Below are 22,578 nucleotides of genomic sequence, written 5' to 3'. Positions count from 1 at the left end.
GACCGCGCTGTCAACCCGTCGCGCCCGATCGCCCAGGAGGAGGCTGGTGCCGCCATCCGATCATCTGCCGGCTCGGGGCTCGGAAGGCGGCGAAGGGCCGGCAGACGCGGAGCCGGGGCGGCGGATCGTCAGTCGGCGCGGAACGTTAGGGCCGTGGTAGCGGACGTTATCGGCTTGAAGCCCATCGCGGTCGTCTCGATCTGCCCGTCCGCCCGTAGCCGGTGATGCGCCGCGCCGGGAAGAAGGTCCGGATTGAGCGGGTGCAGCGCGTTCGGGTTGTGGTAGACGTCCATGCCCTGGATCCAGGTCTCTGGATACCCATTGCTCACGACATGCAGAAAGGGCACGGCGGTGGACGCATGGGGGTCGGGATCCCAAGCGGTGCCGCGGCGGATGAGCACGACCTCGTCCGAGCCGAATCCGGCGCTCACGCCCATCCGGTTGAACTTGGTGATCGTGCCGCCACCATTGAAGATCACTGCGCTGACGTTCTCCGCGCCGGGCAGCGCGAAGAACCCTGATGGCACCACCTTGTTCCCCCACTTGTGCTCCACGATCTCGGCCGACGTGATGGTCAGCCGCCCTTCTTCATCCTGCCGGGCGTCCTGCGCGCGGCCCTAGAGATAAATGGGCAGCGCCGAGCCGCTGTAGGTCATCGACATCACGCCATGGAAGTCCTGGATCGCGAAGACCAACGGCTTTCCGGCCACCGAAGGACGCTTCCAGTACTCCTTTCGCAGTTTCGTGGTCAAGGGTCCCGCATACCTGATGGGCAGGTAATGCAGAAAGTACGCTTTTCGTTCCTCGCCGGTCTGGGGCCGCGGAGGCGTAGTCGGCCGGCCATCGCGGCCCATGCTCGGATTGATCGTCGTCGCCTCCACGGCGAACTCACCCTCGAGGCCGCGAGCCAGGAAGTCCGGGGCCGGCTTGGGATGCGAGACCTCCAGGTTGGCTTCGGTCAGGGCCGCGAACAGATACAACTCCCAGACACGGGCATCGAAGCCGGTGGTTTGGAACTGCTCGACGAAGTTCCCGTCCACATCCTCGTGCCAGCGCATCATCGCGCTGATGATCTCGCGTGCGGCCGAGAACTCGTCACCGGAGGAGATCCTGCGGAAGTGCGGATGCAACCTCGCCGAGTCGGCGAGCGGCGTGAAGAAGTCGACGGCTCTGCCGGTCTCATCGCCCTGGAGGCGCTCCTCCTCCAGGTTGGGCAGCAGGTCGAGGATTTCGCGGTTCAGGTCGGCGAGAGCATCCTCGGGGGTGTCGAAGTAGCCCGTGCCTCCGACCCACCGGAATCTCTCCAGGCGGTCACGCGCCAGGATGATCCCGGAATACTCGCCGTCCGTGTCGACGATGAGCGTGGCGACGATACGCTCACCATCGGCCTCGAACCAGGCAAGCTCATGCGACAGGGCTTGCGCGGGCGGCTTACGACAGTAAGCCGCGAGAGACTCCCACCTCGCGCGGGAAATGGCTCGCATTGCCGGCCCATCCTTCCGTCCGAGAACATGCACGGACCGCGTGTGCCCCACCGGCGACGTCGACGCTGAGCATCATGGTCTATGACCTGACCGCCTGCTTCAACAGCGCCGGCACGCGCCGGCGGCGACGGGCTCGGCGGACGCGGAGCCGAAACGCGCCAGGCAGTGCCAGACCTTCTTGAGCGTCTTGTAGTCGTCCAGGAGATCTTGGCGGTCGTTCTCGGCCAGATCGACGAGTCGCATCCGGGACGCGACGCCGAAGGCCGAGGGTTCGAAGAAGCTGTCCGGGTAACAGAGCGTGGCACGCGCGAGGGTCTCCTCCGTCAGCCTGAAGTGGGCGGACCCGAACCGCGGTGCCGCGCCGACCTCCTTGCGCCGCAAGTTCAACGCTCCGTAGACGGGGCGCTCGTTAGCGGGCGCGTGGTCGTAGGCACCGCCGAACATGCGGCTCTCCCAGCGCCACCGGTCGCCTCCGGGGTGGGCCGTCAGCCCGCCGTTGCCGACGCCCGTGACGAACTGCGAGAGGTAGACGCCATCGTCGGCCAGCCTGCCCAGGATCGGCCGGCCGCCGACCAGTCTGTCCGGATGGAAGTTCAAGGTCACGCGTAACCGGGAGTCGAGCGGCCCTCCCGACGAGTGGGCCTCGACATGGCGCAGAGCTCGCTCGTAAGACGAGGGGGAGGTGCCGTCGCTCATCCCTGAAGTGTGCCCGACCATGCTCCCAGTGCGGCGTGTCCGCGGCGCCGGGAGCGTGGTCGAAGGACTACCGGGTCAGGCGGAGGTCCTTGATGCGGATAACCCCGCCGAAGACAAGGTAGAGGTCGTGAAACGCCGCCGGCCTAGGCCAGCGAGGTCGTGACCGCGGCGTGGACACCGCCGGTGGCCGGGACCTGAAGGATGCCGAGCAGCCTGCCGGTGGGCGAGCCGAGGCGGACCTCGACCTTCCGGCGGCGGTGGCCGCCACCCCGGCGGTGAGGCCGGTCACCCCGGTGCGCAGGTCGGCGTCCTTTCCCGGCACGCCGGGCCGGCGCACGGCAACATCCAGATCATCTGGGCCGACCGGCCGCGATGTTCACCCTCGACCGGTTGGGTACGACTCTGGGGCTCGACCGGTTCTGATTTACGGATTCTCATCACGCAACGCATCGGATCAATTACGTTCTGCTTGCATGAGGTCCACTACGCAAAGTCACCGAATGGACGCGTACCGCTCGGGTAGACTCCAGGCGACGCCCCGAACTCCGGAGGTGCACGATGGCGAAGATAACGATCGATGTGGACGATGCGGCCCTTGCCGCGGCCATGGAGATGTGCCACACGTCAAGCCAGGAGGAAGCGGTCAATACAATTCTGCTGGAGGCGACAGCAGACTGGCGCCGAAGGGCGGACGCCTTCGACCACTTCGTGGAACTGGCGGACTCAGGCGCGCTCGACCTGGACTGGCTGATGGACAAGAGAAACTACCGAGGCGGTCATGCCCCGGTATCTGATCGACACCAGTGCGCTTGCACGTCTGGGACGGCAGAAGGATCTGCGGGTGAAGTGGCAGGAGCCGCTGAGAAGCGGCAGGATCGGTCTGTGCCCCATCACCGAACTGGAACTGCTGCTTAGTGCTAGATCCTTCGCCGACAGGACGTCGGTGCTAGGCAGGTTGCATGATGAGTACTGCTGGGTCCCGATGCCCGATCGCGCCTTCCAACGGGCGGCCGACATCCAGGAATTGCTGACAAAGCAAAAACAGCATCGGTGTGCCGGCCCCGTAGACCTGCTGGTGGCGGCGACCGCGGAACTCAACGGGCTGACCATCCTGCATTATGACCGCGACTACGACACCATCGCGAAGGTCACCGGGCAGCCAGTGGAGTGGCTAGCACCTCCTGGATCTCTGAGCTGACCATTGAACTCCTCGGACGGGCCCAGGGGCGATCTTCTTGGGCGGGCAGGCGTTCATCCCTGAAGTGTGCCCGATCATGCTCCCGGTGCGGCGGGTCGGCCGCGCCGGGAGCGGAGCGAAGGGTCACCGGGTCAGGGAGAAGTCCTTGATGCGGAGGTCTCCGTTGAAGACGAGGTAGAGGTCGTGGATGCCGGCGGCCTTGGTCAGCGACGCGGTTACCGAGGTGTAGGTGTAGACGCTTCCGGTGGCCGGGGCCTGGAGGGTGCCGAGCAGCTTGCCGGTGGGTGAGCCGAGGCGGACCTCGATCCTCCCGGCGGCGGTGGCCGCCACCCCGGCGGTGAGGCCGGTCGCCCCGGTGCGCAGGTCGGCGTCCTTGAAGGCGATCCAGTCGCCGGCGCCGGTCCTGCCGACGGCGTCGCCGGACGCCTTGGTCTCGTCCACGAGCTCCACGCCCGCGTAGTCGTCGAAGTCGGCGGCGCGGGTGGCCGTGAACAGGTCGCGGTGCGGGATCTTCTCGCCCAGCACGTCCAGCGTGGTGCGCTGGCGGACGGCGCTTGCGGAGCTTGCGACCATGACGTCGTGCGGGGCCTTCTCGACGGCCCACTTGTTGCGGGTGACGTCCCACAGGGCCAGCTCGGCGGCCTTGAACGACAGCGTGACCGTCTTGGTCTGACCGGCCGCGAGGTGGACGCGCTGGAAGGCGCGCAGCTCCTTGACCGGCTGGGTGACCCGCGAGGTGCGCTGGTGGGTGTAGAGCTGGACGACCTCGTCGCCCGCCCGCTTGCCGGTGTTGGTGACCTTGACCGTCGCGGTGACCGTGCCGTCCGGCCTGACCGAGCCGGAGTTCAGCTTCAGGCCCTGGTAGCCGAAGGTCGTGTAGCTGAGCCCGTGGCCGAAGGCGTACAGCGGGGAGCCCTTGTAGTACAGGTAGGTGTGGCCGGTCTTGGTGATGTCGTAGTCGAGGATGCTCGGCAGGCCGGCCTCCGACTTGTACCAGGTCTGGGTGAGCCGCCCGGCGGGGTTGACGTCACCGAAGATCACGTCGGCCAGGGCGTGGCCGGTCTCGGCGCCGGCGTGGGTGGTCCACAGCAGCGAGCCGACCTTGCCCTGCACCTTGGGCATGGTGGTGGGGTAGCTGTCCTCGAGGACGACGACGGTGTTGGGGTTGGCCTTCAGGACGGCCGCGATGAGGTCCTGCTGGCTGTCGCCGAGCGCCAGCCCCGTGCGGTCGTGGTTCTCCCGTCCTGCGACGAACGGGTCGCTGCCGACCACGACGACGGCCACGTCGGCGGCCTTGGCCTGGGCGGCCGCGGCCTGGGCGCCGCTGGTGAGGACCTCCTTGGCGAAGCGGGCGGCGTCGGCCTTGGCGCCCATCTTCAGCGTGCCGTCGGCGTCGATGGTAACGTACGGGTTCGGGGGCGACCACCAGCCCTCGTTGATCTCGTAGCCGACGTACTTGATGAGGTAGGCGCCGTCGGCCTGCTTCTCCAGCGAGAACTGCTGCTGGACGAACCAGCCGCCGGGGGTGTCGGAGTTGGCGATGAAGGTGCCCCAGTTGCCGGTGAGCAGCTTGCCGTTGCCGGCGTTGCGCAGGGTGGACACGCCGTCGGTCCAGTCGGTGAGGTCGAACTGCGAGGCGGCCGTCGGCGTCGTGTCGGACACGGTGACCGCGGCCGAGTCCCCGGTCACGGTGATGTACTTGCCGGTCTTGACGTCCTTGAAGGCGACCCGGTCGAGCGCGTCGGCGCCGGTCACGGTGGCGCCGGCCCCGAGCCGCTCCTTGATGCCGGCCAGCGGGGTCACCTTGTAGGGCATCTTGCCGCCGTACCAGTCGCTGAGCAGGGTGTCGTGCAGCGGCCCGATGACGGCGACCTTCTTGGTCCTCGCGGGGTCGACCGGGAGGGTCTTCGCGGAGTTCTCCAGCAGCACCACGGCCTTGCCGGCGGTCTCACGGTTGAGCCTCTGGTTGGCCGGGCTGTTGACGACGTCCTTGGTGATCTTGGCGTACGGGCCGCCGTCCGGGTCGAACTGGCCGAGCCGGAAGCGGATCGACAGCGCGTGGTGCACCGACCGGTCGACGTCGGCCTCGGTCAGCAGGCCCTTGGCGAGGGCGTCCTTGATGAGCGCGGTCATCGTGGCCGGCTTGTTGTCGTCCACGGTGAAGCTGTCGATGCCGGCCTTGAGCGTGGCCGCGAACGCCTCGGTCTCGTTGTCGAAGTAGTGCTCGGGGTCGGTGAGCGCGTGCGGCGCCCAGGCGTCGCTGACGTTGTAGAGCTCCTTGGACGTCCACCCGCGCACCAGGCCGCCGATGTCGGGGTTGACGGTGTTGGGCCGCCCGTTGACCAGGTTGTAGGACCCCATGACGCCGGTGGCCGCGTCGGCCGCGATGGCCGGCCTGAACGCCGCCTCGTCGTACTCGTGCTTGACCCGCGGCGGCAGGTTGGAGGAGGTCAGGCTGCGCTGGTACTCGTTGTTGTTGGCCAGGTAGTGCTTCAGCACGGGGGCGGTCTTGAGGTACAGCGGGTCGTCGCCCGACAGGCCCTTGCCGTAGGCGACGGAGATCGCGCCGGTCAGCAGCGGGTCTTCGGAGTACCCCTCCTCGTTGCGGCCCCAGCGCGGGTCGCGCAGCAGGTTGACCACCGGCGCCCACACTTGGGTGCCCCAGGCGACCGGGTCGGCGGAGTTGTAGCCGCGCACCTCGTCGCCGACGGCGGAGCCGACCTTCTTGACCAGCTCGGGGTCCCAGGTGCTGGCCAGGCCGACGGCCTGCGGGAAGACCGTCCCGCTCGCGAAGGTCTGGCTCCAGCCGTTGTTGTCGTCGTTGGACCAGGCCACGCCGTGCAGGGCCTCGGTGCCGTTCTTGTGGTACGGCACGCCGAGGCGCGGGATCGCCGGCTGCGACTGGTGCAGCAGCGAGATCTTCTCGTCGAGCGTGAGCCTGCCGAGCAGGTCGTCGACGCGCTGGTTCAGCGGGAGGGCGGGGTCGCGGAAGGGAAGGTCTGCGGCCGCCGTGGCGGGGGCCGCCAGCAGCGTCGTGAGCAGGCCGAAGACGGCGGCTGATAACAACGGTCGCCGGGGGGACATGGCGCCTCCAGGTCAGGTGGTCAACGCGATCGGTGGTGCGGGGTCTCGGGGGCCGGTGCGGCCCCGCGCGGGACCGGCTTCGCGGGGCCTTCGGCACGACGGGAGGTGGCGACGACAGGTTGCGGGGATGCCCCGCCGGGCGGCGGTGGTCACTTGATGGCGCCCACCGTGACGCCGCGGGTCAGCGTCCGCTGGAAGATCAGGAAGAACGCGACGGCCGGGATGATGCCCAGCAGCGCCGAGGCGCTGGACATGGTGGCGTCCATCATCTTGTCGCCCTGAAGCACGCCGAGCGCGACCGGGACCGTCTGGTTGTCGTTGGAGATCAGGAAGATCAGCGGCAGGAAGAACTCGTTCCAGGTCCAGATGAAGAAGAAGATCATCAGTACGTTGAGCGTGGGACGGCTGATCGGCACGACGATGCCCCACAGGATCCGCCAGCGGCTCGCGCCGTCGATGGCCGCCGCCTCGATGATCTCCTTGGGGAAGGCGCCGAGCACGGCGGACAGCAGGTAGGTGCCGAAGGCGGCCTGGATGACGGTGAAGATGAGGATCACCGCGAGCCGGCTGTCGTACAGGCCGACGGCCTTGGCGATGTAGTACAGCGGGTAGGCCAGGGCCTCCTGCGGGAGGGTGTTGGCCACCAGGAACAGCACCAGCACCCACAGCCGGCCCCGCACCCGGCCGATGCCCAGGGCGTAGGCGTTGAGCACCGACAGCACCACGGCGAGCACCGCCACGACCGCGCTGATCACCAGGCTGTTGAGCAGCTTGCGCCCGAAGTCGACGCGGTTCCAGAACTCGACGATGCCGTCGAGGTGGATGCCGTGCGGGAGGCTGAGCGGCCCGCCCGAGGAGTACTCGGCCGGGGTCTTGACGGCGTTCAGCGTGACGATGACGAACGGCAGGAGCATCACCACCGCGAGTACGACCAGCCCGGCCAGCACCGCCCACCTGCCGGGCCCGGCGCCGGAGACCCTGCCGCGTGCCTGGCGGGCCCGGCGCGCCGGAGTGGCGTGGCCTGCCGAGATGGAGGTCATGGCATGCGCTCTTTCCGGGTCATGACGCGCGCTCCTGGACGCGCAGGAACAGGAAGGTGACCACCACGATGATGATCGCCAGGACGGTGGCGATGGCGGAGCCGTAGCCGACGTTCGACTTCTCGAAGAAGTTCTGGTAGCTGAAGTACGAGGGCACGAGCGTCGCCTTGCCCGGGCCGCCCCGGGTGAGCACGAAGATCGGACCGAAGACCTTGAGCGCGGCGATGGTGCAGGTCAGCAGCACCACGAACACCTCGGGCCTGATCTGCGGCACGGTGATGTGCCAGAACCGCCGCCACCACGACGCCCCGTCGATCTCGGCCGCCTCGTAGAGCGCCGGGTCGACCCGCTGCAGCCCCGCCATGAAGATCACGACCGGGTAGCCGAGCTGGAACCAGACCATGATGGCCATGACGGAGGCCAGGGCGATGTCGGGGTCGCCCAGCCAGTTCTGCGCCAGCGGCCCGAGCCCGACGGCCTTCAGCACCTCGTTGAGCGCGCCGTAGGAGGGGTGGAGCATCCAGCCCCACACGACGCCGGCGACCGCCACGGGGAGCACCTGCGGCAGGTAGTACGCGGCCCGCAGCGCGCTCGCCGTCCGGCCGCCGAAACGCTTGCCGATGTAGTCGAACAGCGCGGCGGCCAGGACCAGGCCGATGAAGGTGGGGACGATCGCCATGGCGACGATCAGCGCGACGTTGTGCTGGAAGGAGGTCCAGAAGGTCTCGTCCCGCAGCAGCCGCCTGTAGTTGTCGAGCCCGATCCATTTCGGCGTGCCGACGCCGCTCCATCTGGTGAAGCTCGTGCCGATGTTCATCAGGAACGGCACGACGATGATCGCGAGGAAGAGCACCGCGCTGGGCACCAGGTAGACCCAGTACCCGGCGCCCCTGCGGGAGCGCTGGACGGGCTCGGGCGTCCGGGCCCGCGCGGGCCGCGTCGCCGGAGCGTGTACTGCCATCTATTGCTCGGCCCCGGCCCCGCCGCCTGCCGGCCGCGGAGCCTGCCGTCCCTCCCCTACGCGCACGATGTTCCGGTCTTATCCGGCTTTATCAGCATTTGTTCGGCGACGAGGCTCAGCCGCCGATGTCGGCGAGGTTCTCGTTGTACGGCTCCGCGAGCTCGTCCAGCACCTTGGCCGGGGGCTTGCTGCCGTTGATCAGCTCTTGGACTCCGGCGACCATCACGTCGTAGTAGCCGGGCGCCGGCCAGTCGGGGTAGAAGGCCAGCCCGTCCTGCGCGGAGAGCTTGTTGAAGTTCTCGATCAGTTCCTTGCTCTTCTCGTCGGTGATCGCCGCGGGGTCGGCCGCGATCGGCACGCCGCCCGCGTTGCCGAGCTTGTTCTGGATGTCCTTGCTCATGGTGACGTCGATGAAGTCGTAGGCCAGGTCCTTGTTCTTGGACTTCTCGGGCACGACCCACATGTTGCCGCTGGACCCGGCGCTCAGCTGGTTGCCCGGCCACAGGAAGGTGCCCCACTTGAAGTCCTTGACCTCGGTGTTCACCCGGCCGTACCACCAGCTGCCGCTGATCATGATCGGGTACTTGCCGGACATGAAGGCGACGCCCATGTCCTCGGCCTTGATCCCCGCCGAGTCCTTGCCGATGTAGCCCTTCTTCACCCAGTCGGCGAAGGTGGTGGCGCCGTAGGTCCACTCGGGGCCATGGAAGTCGACCTTGCCCTTGTAGAGCTGGAAGGCGTCCACCCAGGGACGCTGCGCCTTGCTGAGCGCGAGCTGGTACATGATCTGCTGGGCGGGATACTCGGCGCCGCCGACCGAGATCGGGGTGGTGCCCGCCTTGACGAACTTGTCCATGGCGGCGGTGAACTCGTCCAACGTCGTGGGCACCTTGACGCCCTGCTTTTCGAAGGCGTCCTTGTTGTAGTACACCATGACGTACTCGGCGTAGTTCGGGACGCCGAACCACTTGCCCGAGCCCATGATGCCGAGGTCGTCGTAGCGCGCCGTGGTCTGCTGGCTCGGGGTGAGCAGTTTGTCCCAGCCGCGCTTGGCCGCCTGCTCGCTGAGGTCGGTGAGCAGCCCCTGCTTGGCCACCAGGCCCGCGGTGGCGTTGCCCTTGTTGTAAAGCATGATGTCGGGAGCCTGGTCGGACCCGAGGACCATGGGGGCGGTCTTCTGGATCTGCTCGAAGCCCTTCTCCTCGACCTTCACCTTCACGTTCGGGTGGCTCGCCTCGAACTGCTTGATGGCGTCCGCCCACGCGACGCCCATGGCGCTGGTGGCTCCCTCGAAGTGCCACAGCGTCAGCGTCTTGGCCTCGGTCGAGGCGCCGCCCCCGCCGCTCGTGTCCGTCGACCCCGATGAGCCGCAGGCGGCCAGTGCCAGCGCCGCCGCGGCGAGCGCGGCGGCGATCCCTATCTTGGACATGGTGTTTCTCCAGGTTTGCTAACCGACGACGACCGTGGCAGGGGCGCCGTCGACGGGGGCGATTTCGACGTTGGTGATCGGCAGGGGGCCCGTGACGGCGACGCGCAGCACGTCGCCGTCCTGGGTGGCGGTGACCGTCGTGTCACCGTCGACGTCCCTGATGGTGGCCTGCCCGTCGCCGCCGCCGTAGGCGACGACGGTGACGTCGGTGAACGGACCGTCGCCGACCGTGTCGCGGATCCCGGTGACCGGGATGAGCGCGCCGCGCCGCACGAACAGCGGGATCTGGTCCAGGGGCTTGGCGACGGTGATGTAGCGGCCGCCGCGGAGCGTCTCGTGGGTCCAGTAGTCGACCCACTCCCCATCGGGCAGGTACACCTGCCGGGAGCCCTCGGGTGAGGTCATCGGGGCGACGAGCAGGTCGCGCCCGAGCAGGTACTCAAGGTCGGCCTGCCAGGCCACCGGGTCGCCCGGGTGGTCGACGCACAACGCGCGCATCATCGGGGCGCCGGTGCGCGCCGCCTCGACCGCGGCGGAGTAGATGTAGGGCATGAGCCGGTAGCGGAGCCTGATGGCCTCGACCGCCAGGTGCTCGACCGCGGGGAACTCCCACGGCTCCCGGCTGGTGGTGCCGTGGAAGCGGACCAGCGGCGACAGCGCGCCGAACTGCGCCCACCGCACGTACAGGTCGTCCGTCGGGGTGCCGGTGAAGCCGCCGGCGTCGTGACTCCAGAACGGGACGCCGGACAGTCCGTGCGACAGGCCGCCGCGGATGGTGCTGCCCATGGCGGGATAGGAGGTGTAGGTGTCGCCGCCCCACTGCGCCGCGTGCCGCTGGCCGCCGAGGAACGACGAGCGCGCCCACACCATGCCGTGGCCGTTCACCTCGCGGGTGACGTCCGAGACGAGGTCGTTGAACAGCAGCGAGTAGACGTTGTGCAACTCGGTCCCGGTCATCCCGTTGTGCGCCACCGCGTCGCGCGGGACGCCTTCGGCGAAGTCGGTCTTGAACAGCGCCACGCCCTGCCGCAGCAGCCCGCGCAGCAGGTCCGCGAACCACGCCGCGGCCTCGGGGTTGGTGAGGTCGAGGACGCCGCAGGCCGGGTAGGAGCCGTGCCAGGAGTCGGCGACGTAGGTCTCACCGTCCTGATCTTTCAGGAAATAGCCCTTGGCGGCGGCGTCGGGGAAGGCCGGGCTGAGGTGGGAGATGTAGGGGTTCATCCACAGACAGGTGGCGAAGCCCTGCTCGCGGAGGGTGGCGAGCATGGCGGCCGGGTCGGGGAAGCTCTCGGCGTCCCACCGCATGTCCGACCAGTGGCCCGCGGCCTGCCAATAGCAGTCCAGATGCAGCACGTCGCAGGGGATGCCGCGCTCGCGGATCTTCCTGGCCCGCTCGAGCACGCGCTCCTGGCTGTCCTTGAAGAACCCCGAGGAGATCCAGCTGCCGAACGCCCACTTGGGCGGCAGCGCGGGCGGGCAGGTGAGCGTGTCGTACCTGGCCAGGATCTCGGGGATGGACGGCCCGGCGATGAAGTAGTAGTCGATCAGGTCGTCGGGCACGACGATCTCGACGCAGCTGTGCGTCGAGCGGCAGACGTCGAACTCCACCGGCATGCCACTGTCGACCAGCAGGCCGTAGCCGCGGCTCGACACGAAGAATGGAACGTTCTTATACGAACGGTCGGATTCCGCGCCGAAGGCATCGAAGTTCCACATGAGCGGGCGCTGGCCGCGCTTGTCGAGGGGGGTGAACTTCTCCCCGAACCCACCGAAATGCTCGTCCGGCTGGGCGACCAGGCTCTCCTGGTAGGCCACCGTCACGCCGTCCACCAGCGACCGCCCGAACGGCAGCGTGCGCAGCCGGCCGCTGATGTCCACGTGGCCGGGGTCCTGCTCGGTCAGCAGCCGCCCGTCGGCGGTGGTGAACCGCAGGTGCCAGGGGTCCAGGGTGATCTCGGCGCGCACCGGGCCCGCGTCCACCACGACCCGGCCCTCGCCCGCCTCCACCCGCGCCCCCGCGAAGCGGCCGGGACGGACCATCTCGACGGCACGGGCGGAGCGGGTGCGCGCCGCCACGTCCTCGCCGAGCCGCACGCGGATCACGCCCTCGCCCGCCGCCGTCACCTGGACGACGAGCACCTCCTCCGCCGAGGTGGAGACCTTGAAGGTCACCCCCTCGCCGTCCGAGGCCATCACCTCGGCCCGGACGAGCGCGGACAGGCCCTGCTCCCCCTGCGCCCGTACGGGCAGCTCCGGCGGATCGGCGCTGAAGTACTCGTGCGCGACCAGTGGAGGACGGTACGGCATTCGGCACTCCTGGCGATCCGGTGAGGGGCGACGCGAATTAGTTTGCCGACTATACGAACAAACGTCAACGCCGCAGGCGCCGCCCGGGCGCCGTCGACGGCGTGGCGGAACGCTCCTCGGTCCGGGCGCCGCACCTATCGCCGTCCGCCGGCGAGCGGAACGTCGAGGAGAGGCCGTCGGCCGCGCCAAGGGCGTGCGCGGGCGCCGCTACGGCGGTCACGCCGCGCTCCGCCTCCGTGAACCCCCGTGAGGCCGTTCACCCCGACGCGCCGGGCGCGGCCATTCGGCAAGGGTGCAACCACGCGGCAACAGGACCGCAAGCGGGCGGGGCGATAGTCGGCTCAGGCACACGGTCCCCGACCGGAGGAGAACGCGATGAGACGCGTCAGGATCGCCCGGCCCCGCCCCGGCCACCGTCCCGAGACGGCGGCCCCCCTCGATCTGCGCTCGCCTTCCGGCCGCCTGCTCCCGTACTAGAGATCTTTACAATAGTCTTACGCCGACCTCTGTAGACATCTTGGGTAACGAGATCATCACGCCGGGGGGGCTCGATGAGAAGGCTTGCGGTGGTGCCCGCGTACGTTCCGGGGCACAAGGTGCGCGACATCCGTTCAGCGCACCGCCACAAGCCCGCGCACGAGAGCAAGGTCGTCCACCTGCAGGCCTACACCGGCCGCAACGTGATCCGCTTCCCTCGCCCCGGCGGCGGTGCCCCGGCCGCCTGACCTGCCGCGACCTCACCGCCTTCCACCGTCTCACTTCAGCGTATTCGCACGGAGACGGAACGTGTCTATGCTGGGTGCGTCGAGGACAGGGTGCCGGCGGTGATTCGCGGGGAGGCGCCCGCCCACCACGGCATGGCGCGACGAGTCGCGAAGCATCAGGGAGGGCGCCGTGATCCACAACGACGAGTTACCGCAGGCCGCCTCCGCGGCGAGCACCCGCCGCGAGCTGCCGTTCACCGAGGGCTCGGTGTGGTCCATCCAGTTCGCCCAGACCAAGCCGGGCATGACCGCGGAATATCTGCGCAACCTGGGCGCCGGTTGGACGCCGCTCATGGACGAGGCCAAGCGCGAGGGCCTGATCCTCGACTACCGCGTGCTGGTGGCCCCGCATGCCAATCGCGACGATTGGGATGTGATGCTCATGGTCGAGGTCCGGAACATGGCCGCGCTGGACGGATACCAGGAGAAGATGAACGACCTCGCCGGCCGGTTCGTGGCGGGGTCGGCGAAGCAGGACTGCGCCCAGTTCCGCGAGTTGCTCGGCATGAAGCTGGTCCGCGAGATCACCCTGAAGAAGTAGGCGCCGTCCGTCGAGACCTGAGGAGTTCGCGTCATGGACCCAGCATCGGAGAAGGCCACCCCCAAGAAGAGGCTGGCGCTCAAGCGCGAGACCGTGCGCAATCTCAACGACCCGATACTCACCACGCAGGGGTGGAGCCTGTGGACCTGCGAAGAGACCGCCGACCTGGGGCCGCGCGAAGGCGAGGGCGAGCAGGGCCGGTGAGCGCCGAAGCCGGCCGTCCATGCGCCTGAAGCCCATCCCGCGCGTCTCCCGCCGCGACTTCCGGCCGGCACGGCTGGCCGGCGGTCCCCTGGTGGTCCTGGACAACACGCCCGGGTGGCGGGCCTTCACGCGCTGGCACGAGGGATACCTGAAATCCGTGGCCGGCGACCGCGAGGTGGCCGTGCGAGAGACGAACGGCCCGCCCCGCAACATCTTCCAGAACCTCGCCGAGGGCGGGCGCGTGCCGTTCGGCGACTACCTCGACTGGGTGGTGGAGACGGCACGCGACCTGGAAGGCCTCGCGGGCGACCACGCCGGCGTCCGCGAGGTCACCCGGGCCGTCGCCGGCGGCGGTTTCGAGGTCTCCTACTACCTGGACGCGAAACTGGGCGAGTTGTCGAAGACGCTCGTCGCGGACGCGCCGGCCCCCGACTGGTACCGCTCTCCCCCGGTGGACGCCAATCTGTGGTGCGGCGTCCTCGGCACCTCGTCCGGGCTGCACTGCGACGTGACGCCCAACTGCAACGTGCAGGTGATCGGCCGCAAGCACTTCATCCTGTTCCCGCCGTCGCAGTCGCGGCGCGTCTATCGCATTCCGCGCATCACGCACTGCCGTTTCGACCCCAACGACCCGGACTTCGACCGCTTCCCGCTCGCGCGCCGCGCGTCGGGCCGGCAGTGCACGCTTTCGCCGGGCGAGTCGCTGTACATCCCGGTCGGCTGGTACCACCAGGTCACGGTGGTGTCGGCGTGGGCGCTGAACGTCAACTTCTTCTGGCCGCGGCCGTTCGGCCAGGGCATCGCGACGCCGCCGCTGTGGCGGTTCCTGCTGCGGCGGGGGTGGGCGCGGGCGAGACGGCGGCACGGGAGATGAGCGACGGGCACGGCGGGCACGCCTGGCGGGACGGCGGGGACACCTGGCGGGCGGCGGGCTTCTTCGTGCTCCGCACGCCCTGCCTACCGGTCGACGCGCTGCTCGCGCTCGGCGACGACCTCGAAGGGGCGGCCGGCCGCCATCAGGCCGCGGCGCTGGACCGCGACCGCGCCCGCGTCCTCGACCGGCTGCGCGCGCTGTGCCTGCGGCCCGACGTGCGCGAGGCGCTGCTGATCGCCTCCCCGTCGCTGGAGGGGCGGCTGGACGGCTGGGCCCGCGACCCGGACGGCGCCCCCCGGGCCGGGCTCGGCCTGCTGCGCTACGTCGCCCGCATGGCGGGACGCGCCACCCCGTTCGGGCTCTTCGCCGGATGCTCGGTGGGCCTCGTCGGCGACGAGACCCGGCTGCGCCTCCCGGGCCGGGAGGTCTGCCGGCGCCACACCAGCCTGGACGGCCGCTACCTCGACGCCCTGGCGGAGGCACTGCAGCGCGACCCGGCCGTGCGGCGGCACCTCAGGTACGCGCCCAACTCCAGCCTCTACCGCGCGGCGGGACGGCTGCGGTACACCGAGGCACGACCGGCCGGGAGCGGCACCTCCTTCCATCTGGTGGCCGTCGAGCCGTCCCCGCACCTGGACGCCGCCCTCCGCCGCGCGGAGGCGGGCACCCCGCCCGGCGAACCGCCCGGCGCCTTCCCCCGCGAACCGCCCAGCGAACCGCCCGGCGCCTTCCCCCGCGAACCGCCCGGCGAACCGCCCGGCGCCTTCCCCTGCGAACCGCACGGCGCCCTGTCCGACGAACTACCCGGCGCCCTCCCCGGCGCCTTGCCCAGGGAGCTGGCGGCCGCCGTCCGCGCCGCCGACCCTGAGGCCGGCCCCGACGAGGCGGCGGGCTTCGTGGACGAGCTGATCGACGCCCAGCTCCTGGTCTGCGAGCTCACCCCGGCGGTCTGCGGGCCCGAGCCGATCGACGACGTCATCGGCGGGCTCGCGGGCGTGACGGAACCCCGCGCGCGGACGGCCGCCGCCGTCCTGGGCAGGGCGCGCGCGATGCTCGCCGACCTGGACCGGCTGCCGCCCGGGACCGCGACGGAGCGCTACGGCGAGGTCGCCGCGGCGCTCGACGCGCTGCCGGTCCGGCCCGCGGTCCCCGCCGCCTTCCACGTGGACCTGACCAAGCCGGCCGTCGCGACGCTGGGGTGGGACGCGGTCGCCGAGATCGAGCGCGGCGTGCGCGTCCTGCACCGCGTCGGCGGCGGACGGCCGGGCGACCTTGTGCACCGCTTCCGCGAGGCGTTCCGCCGCCGGTACGGCGAGCGCGAGGTCCCGCTGTGCGAGGCCCTGGACGACGAGATCGGCATCGGGTTCCCCGCGGCGGAGGCGCCCGGCGCTTTTCCGGCCCCGCTGCTGGACGGCCTGGCGTTCCCCGCTCCGCCGGGCGCCGGGGGAACGCGTTTCGGCCGGCGGGAGGCTCTGCTGCTGCGCCGGCTGTCGGAGGCGGCGCGCACGGGGGCGAGCGAGATCGTCCTCGGTGAGGCCGAGTTGCGCGCGCTGGAGGAGGCCGGTGGAGGCACGGACCCGATGCCCGACTCGTTCGGCGTGGTGGCCACGATCCTCGCGGCCGGCGACGAGGCGGTGGCCGCCGGCCGCTACCGGATCCTGCTGTCCAGCGCCGGCGGGCCGTCCGGAGCGAACCTGCTGGGCCGCTTCTGCCGCCGCGACGACCTGCTGAGCCGCCACGTCCGGGCGCACCTGCGGGCCGAGGAGGCCCTGCGCCCGGACGCCGTCTTCGCCGAGATCGTGCACCGTGCGCCGGGCAAGGTGGGCAACGTGCTGGTACGGCCGCATCTCAGGGACCACGAGATCGTCTACCTCGGGCGTTCGGCCGCGCCCGCGCGCCGGGTCCCGCTCACCGACCTCGTGGTCGCCGTCACCGGCGATCGGGTGGTGCTTCGCTCCCGCTCGCTCGGCCGCGAGGTCCTCCCCCGGCTGACGACCGCGCACCGCGCGGGCGGAGCCGGCAGCCCCGCCCTGTACCGCTTCCTGTGCGGCCTCGCGGGGCAGGGCGTGGCGGGCGCGCTGTCGTTCTCGTTCGGAGCGCTGGAGGACGCGCCGCACCTGCCGCGGATCACCGCCGGCCGGCTGGTGCTGTCCCGGGAGCGCTGGCACCTGTCCGGCGAGCGGCTCGCGGCGCTTTCCGTGCCGACCGCGGCGGCGCGGTTCGCCGCGATCCAGGAGCTGCGCGGGCACCTGCGCCTGCCGCGCTGGGTCGCCGTCGCGGACGGCGATCGCCGCCTGCCGGTCGACCTGGACAACGTGCTGTTCGCCGACATGGCCGCCGATCTCTTCCGCGGCCGCGCCTCCGTCCGGATCGAGGAGGTGTTCTTCGGGCCCGACGACGTGGCGGCGGCCGGGCCCGAGGGCCGGTTCGCACACGAGCTCGTCGTGCCGTTCCTGCGCGCGCGGGAGCCCTCGGCGCCCGCGCCGCCGTACCGCACGCCGAAACCCGGCGAACGCGGCCTCCCACCGGGCGTCGCGCGACCCGGCCGGCGGGGCCTCTCGCCGCATGTGGCGAGGCCGGTCGCGCGCAGTTTCCCGCCCGGGTCCGAATGGCTCTACGCCAAGCTGTACACCGGGCCCGCGAGCGCGGACGCGGTGCTCCAGCGCGTCGTTCGCCCGGTCGTGCGCGACGCGGTGTCCGGCGGCGCCGCCGACCGCTGGTTCTTCATCAGGTACGCCGATCCGGATCCGCACCTCCGCCTGCGCCTGCACGGCGACCCCGCCCGCCTGATGGGCGAGGTGCTGCCCGCGTTGCTCGGCGGCTGCGCGGGACTCCACGCCGAGGGCACGGTGTGGCGCACCCAGCTGGACACCTACGAGCGCGAGGTCGAACGGTACGGCGGGCCCGACGGCATCGTCCTGGCCGAGCGGCTGTTCCACGCGGACAGCGACGCCGCGCTCGACGCGATCGCCGGCGTCCCGGGCGACGGGGACGCGCGGTGGCGGCTGGCGCTGGCCGGTCTCGACCGGTTGCTCGGCGACCTCGGCCTGGACCTGCCCGGCCGGATCGCCGTCGTCGGGGCGGCGCGCGACCGGTTCGGCAGGGAGTTCGGGGCCGACGCCGCGTTCGCGCGCCGGCTCGGCGCGCGCTACCGCCGCGAGCGCGCCGCCCTGGAGGCGCTTCTCGGCACGGAGCCGCCAGAGGTGGCGGCCTACGCGGCGCGGTCCCGGGCGCTGCGCTCGGTGGCCGGCGACCTGGCGGCGTGCGCGCGGGACGGCCGCCTCGCCCGCCCGCTGACCACGCTCGCCGGCGGCTTCCTCCACCTGCACGCCAACCGGATGCTGCCTTCGGCCGCCCGCGCCCAGGAACTGGTCCTGTACGACTTCCTCCACCGCTGGTACCGGTCGCGGGCGGCACGGCTCAACGGGGCCGGCGCAGCAGCAGCGCGTCCGGCCGCCGGTGCGCCTCGATGAATCCGGCGCCGAGGAACAGGCCGTCCAGGCGGGGGTTCAGGTAGACGACGTGGAACTCCCTCGGAGCGCGGCCGAGCGATTCGAGGATGCGGTCGACGACCGCGCTCATGGTCGCCGCGCCGAACGGGTTGAAGAAGTACCCCACGCTGACCTCGGCGGGCACCTCGAAGGACGCGGCGTCGGCGCAGGTGACCGACAGCGCGCCCGGACGGCGGCGGCCGTATTTCGCGATGTTCGCGCGCGCTGTCGCGCACAGTTCGGGCGACGATTCCACTCCGGTCGCCGCCGCGAAGCCGTGTTCGGCGGCGAGCATGAGCGCCCGGCCCTTTCCCGCGCCGAAGTCCACCAAGGCGCGGCCGGCCGGGGTGAACTCGGCGTGCCGCAGGATCTCGGCGAAGAGCAGCGGGTTGGTGCCCTCATGCGCGGTGGGGCGGCCGGGCGGCTCGACGGAGGTGTCGGTGCCGTGCCGCAGGTCGAACAGCACCTCGGCCAGGCCCAGCCGCGCCGTCCGGGTGACGCCGCGCCCGCGGCACGCGGCCGGGAACGAGCGGGCGATGAGCCGCGACTGACCCGCGAGCCGGCGGAACATTTCGCCCCTTCCCCGAGCCGACGTGAATATCATTTCGACCTCCCGCCCACAAATCCCCTCAATCTTCCTATAACGCATTGGAATGATCATTGCCGAAAAAGGCCCTGGACGGAAAGTACGGGCGTCCCTACACTCTGATGGGTCTGCAATTCTCGCGGGGGTGCGCATGCGCGTCGCGCTTGTGACCTGTTTCAACGCCGACTGGCACCACGGCAAGGTGCCCTCACCTTATGTTCCCCTGAACCTTCTCACTTTGGCGGCGCACGTGCGCGCCGCCGGGCACGAACCCGTCATCGTGGACCAGACGCTCGCGCTTTTCGACGGCACGGCCACCGACGGCCCCGGTTTTCACCGGGACGTCGCCGACTTCATCGCGGGCCTGCGACCGGACGTCATCGGATTCACCACGATGTGCAATTCCTATCCGCAGACGCTGGCGCTGGCCGGCGAATGCCGCGAGCGCGACCCGGAAGTGAAGATCGTCCTCGGCGGCCCGCAGGCGACCGTCGTGGACGTGGCCACGCTGACGGAGTTCGCCTTCGTCGACGCCGTCGTGCGCAACGAGGCCGACGTCTCCTTGAACGCCATGCTCGGCTCGCTGTCCGGCGACGGCGACATCGAGCGCGTGCCCGGGGTGACGTGGCGGCGGCCCGGCGGCGCGGTGGTGCGCAACCCGGACGCGCCGCTGCTCCAGGACCTGGACGACCTGCCCTACCCCGCCTACGACCTCTACCCCTTCGACAAGATCAGAGTGGGCCTGGCGCCGGTCGAGGCGGGACGGGGCTGCCCCTACGGCTGCACGTTCTGCTCGACGAACGTCTATTTCAACCGGCGCCACCGCATCAAGTCGCCTGAGCGGCTGGTCACCGAGATGCGGTTCCTGCACCAGGCCTACGGGTTCTCCCGCTTCGACCTCGTGCACGACATGCTGACCGTCGACCGCCGCTGGGTGCGGCGGTTCTGCGAGGTGCTCCGCGACGGCGGCGACGGGTTCTCGTGGGGGTGCAGCGCGCGCACCGACAGGGTGGACGACGCCTTGCTGTCGGAGATGGCCGAGGCGGGATGCATGGGGGTCTTCTTCGGCGTGGAGACCGGCGCCCAGGCGTTGCAGCCCGCCATCAAGAAACGGCTCGACGTCTCCGACGTCCTTCCCGTCATGTCCTCCTGCGTCGAGAACGGCATCTCCCCCACCGCCTCGTTCATCACCGGGTTCCCCGACGAGACGGTTACCGACGCGCTCGACTCGTTCGGCCTCGCCCTGGACGTCCTCGAGCTCTCGCAGAAGACCTCGGCGCAGATGCACCTGCTGGCCCCGCTCACCGGCAGCCCGTTGCACACCCGGCACCGGGACGACCTGCGGTTCGACGGGCACAGTTCCGACATATCGCTCTTCCTGCTGAACGAGGCCGAGATCTCGCTCGTCCGCCGCCACCCCGCCATCTTCGCGAACTTCTACTTCATCCCCACGCCGCACCTCGACCGGGAACTGGCCAAGGCCGTCTCCGCCGCCACCTACACCTGCCCTCTGCTGTTCATCGCGTTGCGGCACGCCGGCGCCGACCCGCGTCGCGTCCTGACCGGCTGGACCGACTGGCAGCGCCGGAACATCTCGGGCGAGCAGCGCGCGCAGGACTACTACCTGTACCGCTTCGTGCTCGACCTGTGCGCCTACGTCAAGGCCGAACTGCTGCCCGAGCTCATCGGCCGGGCGCCGTACCTGCCCGACCTCGTCGAGTATTTCGAGGTGCGCTACGCCCTGCAGCGCGGGCTCATCCCGCAGGCCACGGTCTTCCGGCGGTTCGACTGGGACGTGCAGGCGCTCAGCGCGTCGTTGCGCGGCGCCGGCCGGCCGCCCGAGGCCACGCCCGGCGCGCACGACCTGCTGTTCGTCGACCTGAAGCTCGTACGGCAGCGCGGTTACGTCTTCCTGGAGACCAGCGTGCCGCGCACGCCGAGCCCGCTCGTCCGGGACGGCGACGTCCTGGAGATCCGCGACATCGCCAGGCAGCTCGTCAGCCGGCCCCAGCTCGTCATCCGCAACGTCTCGCAGCAAAAGGGCTTCACCACCAGACACCATCTGACCGAACGGCACCTGAGAGCGATGGGGCTCGTCCCAGAGCGGGCCGCGAGCCCCGTGTAGCCAGGACGCCGGCCATCGGGGACGCCGGGCAAGAGCGGAACACCAACCGGAGGAGACGCGGGTGGACACTCCCGAGACGACCACACCGTTCGACGAGCTGCCCTTCGAGAAGCTGCCGTTCGACGAGCTGCCGCTCGAAGAACTGCCGATAGGGGACCTCGGGCTCGTCGAGCTCGAGTCCCGCATGGAGGCCGAGGGGGAGGCGGGCGGCGTCGTCACCGTCGTGACGCAGATCGTCACGGCCCAGTGGTGACCGGTCGCCCGCCCGGGAACCCGGGCGCGGCGCCCGTCAACCAGGAGACGCACGTCGGCTGGCAGGGAGACGGCGTCCTCGTGCAGGACGCGCGCCGCCCGGTCGCGCGACGGCTGCGGCGGACGCTGAGCGTGAGCGGCCTCCCCGCCGTCGCCGGCCTGCCCTCTGATCGCCGCATCGCCGCCGGCATCGACACGCGCGGCTTCTCCACCTACCCGCTGCTGTTCTACGGCGCCTTCCCCGAGGTGTCGCTGGCGCAGCTGCGCGCGCTGTGCACGTGCGGGTCGCTCCTGTTCGACCACGTGCTGTGCCTGGACGAGCTCTGCGACCGCCCGTCGCCGGACGATTCCGGGACGGTGCTGCTGAGCACCGCGCTGTACCGCGAGGCGCTCGGCATGCTGCACGAGCTGTTCCCGGCCCGCAGCCGCTTCTGGACCCACTTCGACCGCAACTATCAGCACTTCAGCCAGGCCACGCTCGCCGAGGGGGCGCGACATCGCGGCCTGGTCACCCCCTTCTCGCGGGACGAGCTGGAGATGATCTACGCGGGGAAGTCGGCGGTCGCCAGGAGCTGCCTGGCGGCGCTCGCCGTGCTCGACGGGAACGAGCAGGTCATCGAGCCGCTGGAGTCGTCGCACGACCTGTTCTACATCGGCTTCCAGCTGGCCGACGACCTCGCCGACTGGCGCGCGGACTACGAGCGCGGCATGTACACCTATCCGCTGACGCTCGCCTTCCTGTCCGCGGGCTGGCGCGACCGCGTCGAATCGAGCGCGCGGCCGGACCCGGACGAGGTCGGCGACCTCCTCGTGCGCTCGGGCGCGGCCGAACAGACGCGGGCGCTCGCCCTGCGCTATCTGGCGCGGGCGGAGGCCGCGGCGTCCGGCTTCGAGGTGGACGGCTGGTCGGGGGCGATAAGGAACACCCTCCGGCGGGTCGGCGCGCTCCGCCCCGGCGGTCCGCCGACCGGCGAGGACGACGGCGACCCCATGACCGAGCCCGCGGCCGAGCCCACGACCGAGCCCGTGTCCGCCGGTGAGGTCCTGATGCGCTGGAGCGGCGGGCGCGCGGCCGACGCCCCGATCTCCCGCTCGTGGTACGCCTGGCTCGCCCCCGCCAGGGAGCCGCGCGTCCCGGACGAGGGGATCCTGCGCACGCAGGCGGGCATCCTGGCCGAGGGCCGCGGCGTCCACTCCATGGGCGAGGCGCTGTACGACGTCGGCCGCGCCGTCCACGCCTCGCTCCGCGCCTTCCCCGAACGGGGCCTCGAAGCGCACCTTGGCGTGTCGGCGGGGGAACTGTCCTGGCTGCGACGCCACGACGCCTGGCTCGACGGGATGCTGACGGCCGGCCTCGGCGAGCCGCCCGAGCTGTGGAGCGCCGCCGGGCCGGGGGCTGGATGGGCGCCCCCGGCGGTGGGCCGATACCTGGGCTACCGGTTGATCGCGGACTGCTCCGGAGAGCCGGCGGCGGCCGCCCTTCCCTCCATGGACGCCGTCTTCCGGCGCCACCGCGACCGGTCGGCCGGCTGAGGGTCTTGG

At 70.7% G+C, this 22,578-nt stretch carries 18 protein-coding genes and 1 pseudogene; 10 read left to right on the top strand and 9 right to left on the bottom strand.

The annotated features are described in order from the left end of the window. Positions 1-128 precede the first annotated feature (128 nt). From ACFO60_RS14635 to ACFO60_RS14625, 3 genes are all read right to left on the bottom strand, one after another. Positions 129-554: a hypothetical protein gene (locus tag ACFO60_RS14635; RefSeq protein WP_380840726.1), complete on the bottom strand. Its 426-nt coding sequence runs from the start codon at positions 552-554 to the stop codon at positions 129-131. Positions 555-617: 63 nt separating this feature from the next. Further along, positions 618-1,484, bottom strand: coding sequence for a hypothetical protein (locus ACFO60_RS14630; protein WP_380840725.1), 867 nt, complete (start codon positions 1,482-1,484; stop codon positions 618-620). Positions 1,485-1,583: 99 nt separating this feature from the next. After that, positions 1,584-2,180, bottom strand: a complete 597-nt coding sequence (locus ACFO60_RS14625) for a DUF3626 domain-containing protein (protein WP_380840724.1) — start codon at positions 2,178-2,180, stop codon at positions 1,584-1,586. Positions 2,181-2,738: 558 nt separating this feature from the next. Between ACFO60_RS14625 and ACFO60_RS14620 the strand changes: the two are divergent. Together ACFO60_RS14620 and ACFO60_RS14615 are read left to right on the top strand one after the other, a co-directional pair. Continuing rightward, positions 2,739-2,819: pseudogene (locus ACFO60_RS14620) on the top strand (hypothetical protein); the annotation flags it as partial. A gap of 139 nt (positions 2,820-2,958) precedes the next feature. Further along, complete coding sequence (locus tag ACFO60_RS14615) at positions 2,959-3,378, top strand: PIN domain nuclease (RefSeq protein WP_380840723.1); 420 nt, start codon at positions 2,959-2,961, stop codon at positions 3,376-3,378. Positions 3,379-3,501: 123 nt separating this feature from the next. Here ACFO60_RS14615 and ACFO60_RS14610 read toward each other — a convergent pair whose 3' ends face one another. The 5 genes from ACFO60_RS14610 to ACFO60_RS14590 form a co-directional block, all read right to left on the bottom strand. Next, positions 3,502-6,462, bottom strand: coding sequence for a glycoside hydrolase family 3 C-terminal domain-containing protein (locus ACFO60_RS14610; RefSeq protein WP_380840722.1), 2,961 nt, complete (start codon positions 6,460-6,462; stop codon positions 3,502-3,504). A 149-nt stretch (positions 6,463-6,611) separates the two neighbouring features. Beyond that, entirely contained in the window at positions 6,612-7,502 is an 891-nt protein-coding gene (locus tag ACFO60_RS14605; protein ID WP_380840721.1) for a carbohydrate ABC transporter permease, read from the bottom strand. 19 nt (positions 7,503-7,521) lie between these two features. After that, the gene (locus ACFO60_RS14600; RefSeq protein ID WP_380840720.1) at positions 7,522-8,463 is read right to left on the bottom strand and encodes a carbohydrate ABC transporter permease; all 942 of its coding nucleotides are present in this window, start codon (positions 8,461-8,463) and stop codon (positions 7,522-7,524) included. Between the two features lie 115 nt (positions 8,464-8,578). Then, a complete protein-coding gene (locus ACFO60_RS14595; protein WP_380840718.1) occupies positions 8,579-9,892 on the bottom strand; it encodes an ABC transporter substrate-binding protein in 1,314 nt (437 codons plus the stop codon). Positions 9,893-9,910: 18 nt separating this feature from the next. Continuing rightward, on the bottom strand, positions 9,911-12,199 hold the full coding sequence (locus ACFO60_RS14590; RefSeq protein WP_380840716.1) for a TIM-barrel domain-containing protein: 2,289 nt from the start codon (positions 12,197-12,199) through the stop codon (positions 9,911-9,913). Between the two features lie 551 nt (positions 12,200-12,750). Between ACFO60_RS14590 and ACFO60_RS14585 the strand changes: the two genes are divergently transcribed. From ACFO60_RS14585 to ACFO60_RS14565, 5 genes are all read left to right on the top strand, one after another. Then, positions 12,751-12,924 (top strand): hypothetical protein, encoded by a 174-nt coding sequence (locus ACFO60_RS14585; RefSeq protein WP_380840715.1) that lies wholly within the window; start codon positions 12,751-12,753, stop codon positions 12,922-12,924. A 169-nt stretch (positions 12,925-13,093) separates the two neighbouring features. Continuing rightward, positions 13,094-13,504: a hypothetical protein gene (locus ACFO60_RS14580; RefSeq protein WP_380840713.1), complete on the top strand. Its 411-nt coding sequence runs from the start codon at positions 13,094-13,096 to the stop codon at positions 13,502-13,504. Between the two features lie 33 nt (positions 13,505-13,537). Continuing rightward, positions 13,538-13,708 (top strand): hypothetical protein, encoded by a 171-nt coding sequence (locus ACFO60_RS14575; RefSeq protein WP_380840712.1) that lies wholly within the window; start codon positions 13,538-13,540, stop codon positions 13,706-13,708. A gap of 19 nt (positions 13,709-13,727) precedes the next feature. Next, positions 13,728-14,582 (top strand): cupin-like domain-containing protein, encoded by an 855-nt coding sequence (locus tag ACFO60_RS14570; protein WP_380840711.1) that lies wholly within the window; start codon positions 13,728-13,730, stop codon positions 14,580-14,582. Next, positions 14,525-18,055 carry a lantibiotic dehydratase gene (locus tag ACFO60_RS14565; RefSeq protein WP_380840709.1) on the top strand — a complete coding sequence of 1,177 codons (3,531 nt, stop codon included), beginning with the start codon at positions 14,525-14,527 and terminating at the stop codon, positions 18,053-18,055. Before ACFO60_RS14570 ends, ACFO60_RS14565 begins: the two co-directional genes overlap by 58 nt. Here ACFO60_RS14565 and ACFO60_RS14560 read toward each other — a convergent pair. Next, a complete protein-coding gene (locus ACFO60_RS14560; protein ID WP_380840708.1) occupies positions 18,003-18,644 on the bottom strand; it encodes an SAM-dependent methyltransferase in 642 nt (213 codons plus the stop codon). The two genes, ACFO60_RS14565 and ACFO60_RS14560, sit on opposite strands and share 53 nt — an antisense overlap. A 166-nt stretch (positions 18,645-18,810) precedes the next feature. Between ACFO60_RS14560 and ACFO60_RS14555 the strand changes: the two genes are divergently transcribed. From ACFO60_RS14555 to ACFO60_RS14545, 3 genes are all read left to right on the top strand, one after another. After that, entirely contained in the window at positions 18,811-20,784 is a 1,974-nt protein-coding gene (locus ACFO60_RS14555; protein WP_380840706.1) for a B12-binding domain-containing radical SAM protein, read from the top strand. 61 nt (positions 20,785-20,845) lie between these two features. Next, positions 20,846-21,037, top strand: coding sequence for a hypothetical protein (locus ACFO60_RS14550; RefSeq protein WP_380840705.1), 192 nt, complete (start codon positions 20,846-20,848; stop codon positions 21,035-21,037). Next, the gene (locus tag ACFO60_RS14545) at positions 21,034-22,569 is read left to right on the top strand and encodes a polyprenyl synthetase family protein (RefSeq protein ID WP_380840704.1); all 1,536 of its coding nucleotides are present in this window, start codon (positions 21,034-21,036) and stop codon (positions 22,567-22,569) included. The genes ACFO60_RS14550 and ACFO60_RS14545 overlap by 4 nt, the downstream gene beginning before the upstream one ends. Positions 22,570-22,578: the final 9 nt, after the last annotated feature.

Source organism: Sphaerisporangium dianthi (genome assembly GCF_042654065.1).
GTDB lineage: Bacteria > Actinomycetota > Actinomycetes > Streptosporangiales > Streptosporangiaceae > Sphaerisporangium > Sphaerisporangium dianthi.
Note: the sequence above shows the minus strand (reverse complement) of the source record. Positions and strands in the feature narration are given on the sequence as shown.

What these genes read in the sequence shown, in the direction of transcription:
- ACFO60_RS14610 (WP_380840722.1), bottom strand. Translation starts at nt 6,462, where the DNA reads ATGTCCCCCCGGCGACCGTTGTTATCAGCCGCCGTCTTCGGCCTGCTC.
- ACFO60_RS14595 (WP_380840718.1), bottom strand. Translation starts at nt 9,892, where the DNA reads ATGTCCAAGATAGGGATCGCCGCCGCGCTCGCCGCGGCGGCGCTGGCA.
- ACFO60_RS14615 (WP_380840723.1), top strand. Translation starts at nt 2,959, where the DNA reads ATGCCCCGGTATCTGATCGACACCAGTGCGCTTGCACGTCTGGGACGG.
- ACFO60_RS14625 (WP_380840724.1), bottom strand. Translation starts at nt 2,180, where the DNA reads ATGAGCGACGGCACCTCCCCCTCGTCTTACGAGCGAGCTCTGCGCCAT.
- ACFO60_RS14605 (WP_380840721.1), bottom strand. Translation starts at nt 7,502, where the DNA reads ATGACCTCCATCTCGGCAGGCCACGCCACTCCGGCGCGCCGGGCCCGC.
- ACFO60_RS14575 (WP_380840712.1), top strand. Translation starts at nt 13,538, where the DNA reads ATGGACCCAGCATCGGAGAAGGCCACCCCCAAGAAGAGGCTGGCGCTC.
- ACFO60_RS14600 (WP_380840720.1), bottom strand. Translation starts at nt 8,463, where the DNA reads ATGGCAGTACACGCTCCGGCGACGCGGCCCGCGCGGGCCCGGACGCCC.
- ACFO60_RS14570 (WP_380840711.1), top strand. Translation starts at nt 13,728, where the DNA reads ATGCGCCTGAAGCCCATCCCGCGCGTCTCCCGCCGCGACTTCCGGCCG.
- ACFO60_RS14590 (WP_380840716.1), bottom strand. Translation starts at nt 12,199, where the DNA reads ATGCCGTACCGTCCTCCACTGGTCGCGCACGAGTACTTCAGCGCCGAT.
- ACFO60_RS14585 (WP_380840715.1), top strand. Translation starts at nt 12,751, where the DNA reads ATGAGAAGGCTTGCGGTGGTGCCCGCGTACGTTCCGGGGCACAAGGTG.
- ACFO60_RS14560 (WP_380840708.1), bottom strand. Translation starts at nt 18,644, where the DNA reads ATGTTCCGCCGGCTCGCGGGTCAGTCGCGGCTCATCGCCCGCTCGTTC.
- ACFO60_RS14630 (WP_380840725.1), bottom strand. Translation starts at nt 1,484, where the DNA reads ATGCGAGCCATTTCCCGCGCGAGGTGGGAGTCTCTCGCGGCTTACTGT.
- ACFO60_RS14555 (WP_380840706.1), top strand. Translation starts at nt 18,811, where the DNA reads ATGCGCGTCGCGCTTGTGACCTGTTTCAACGCCGACTGGCACCACGGC.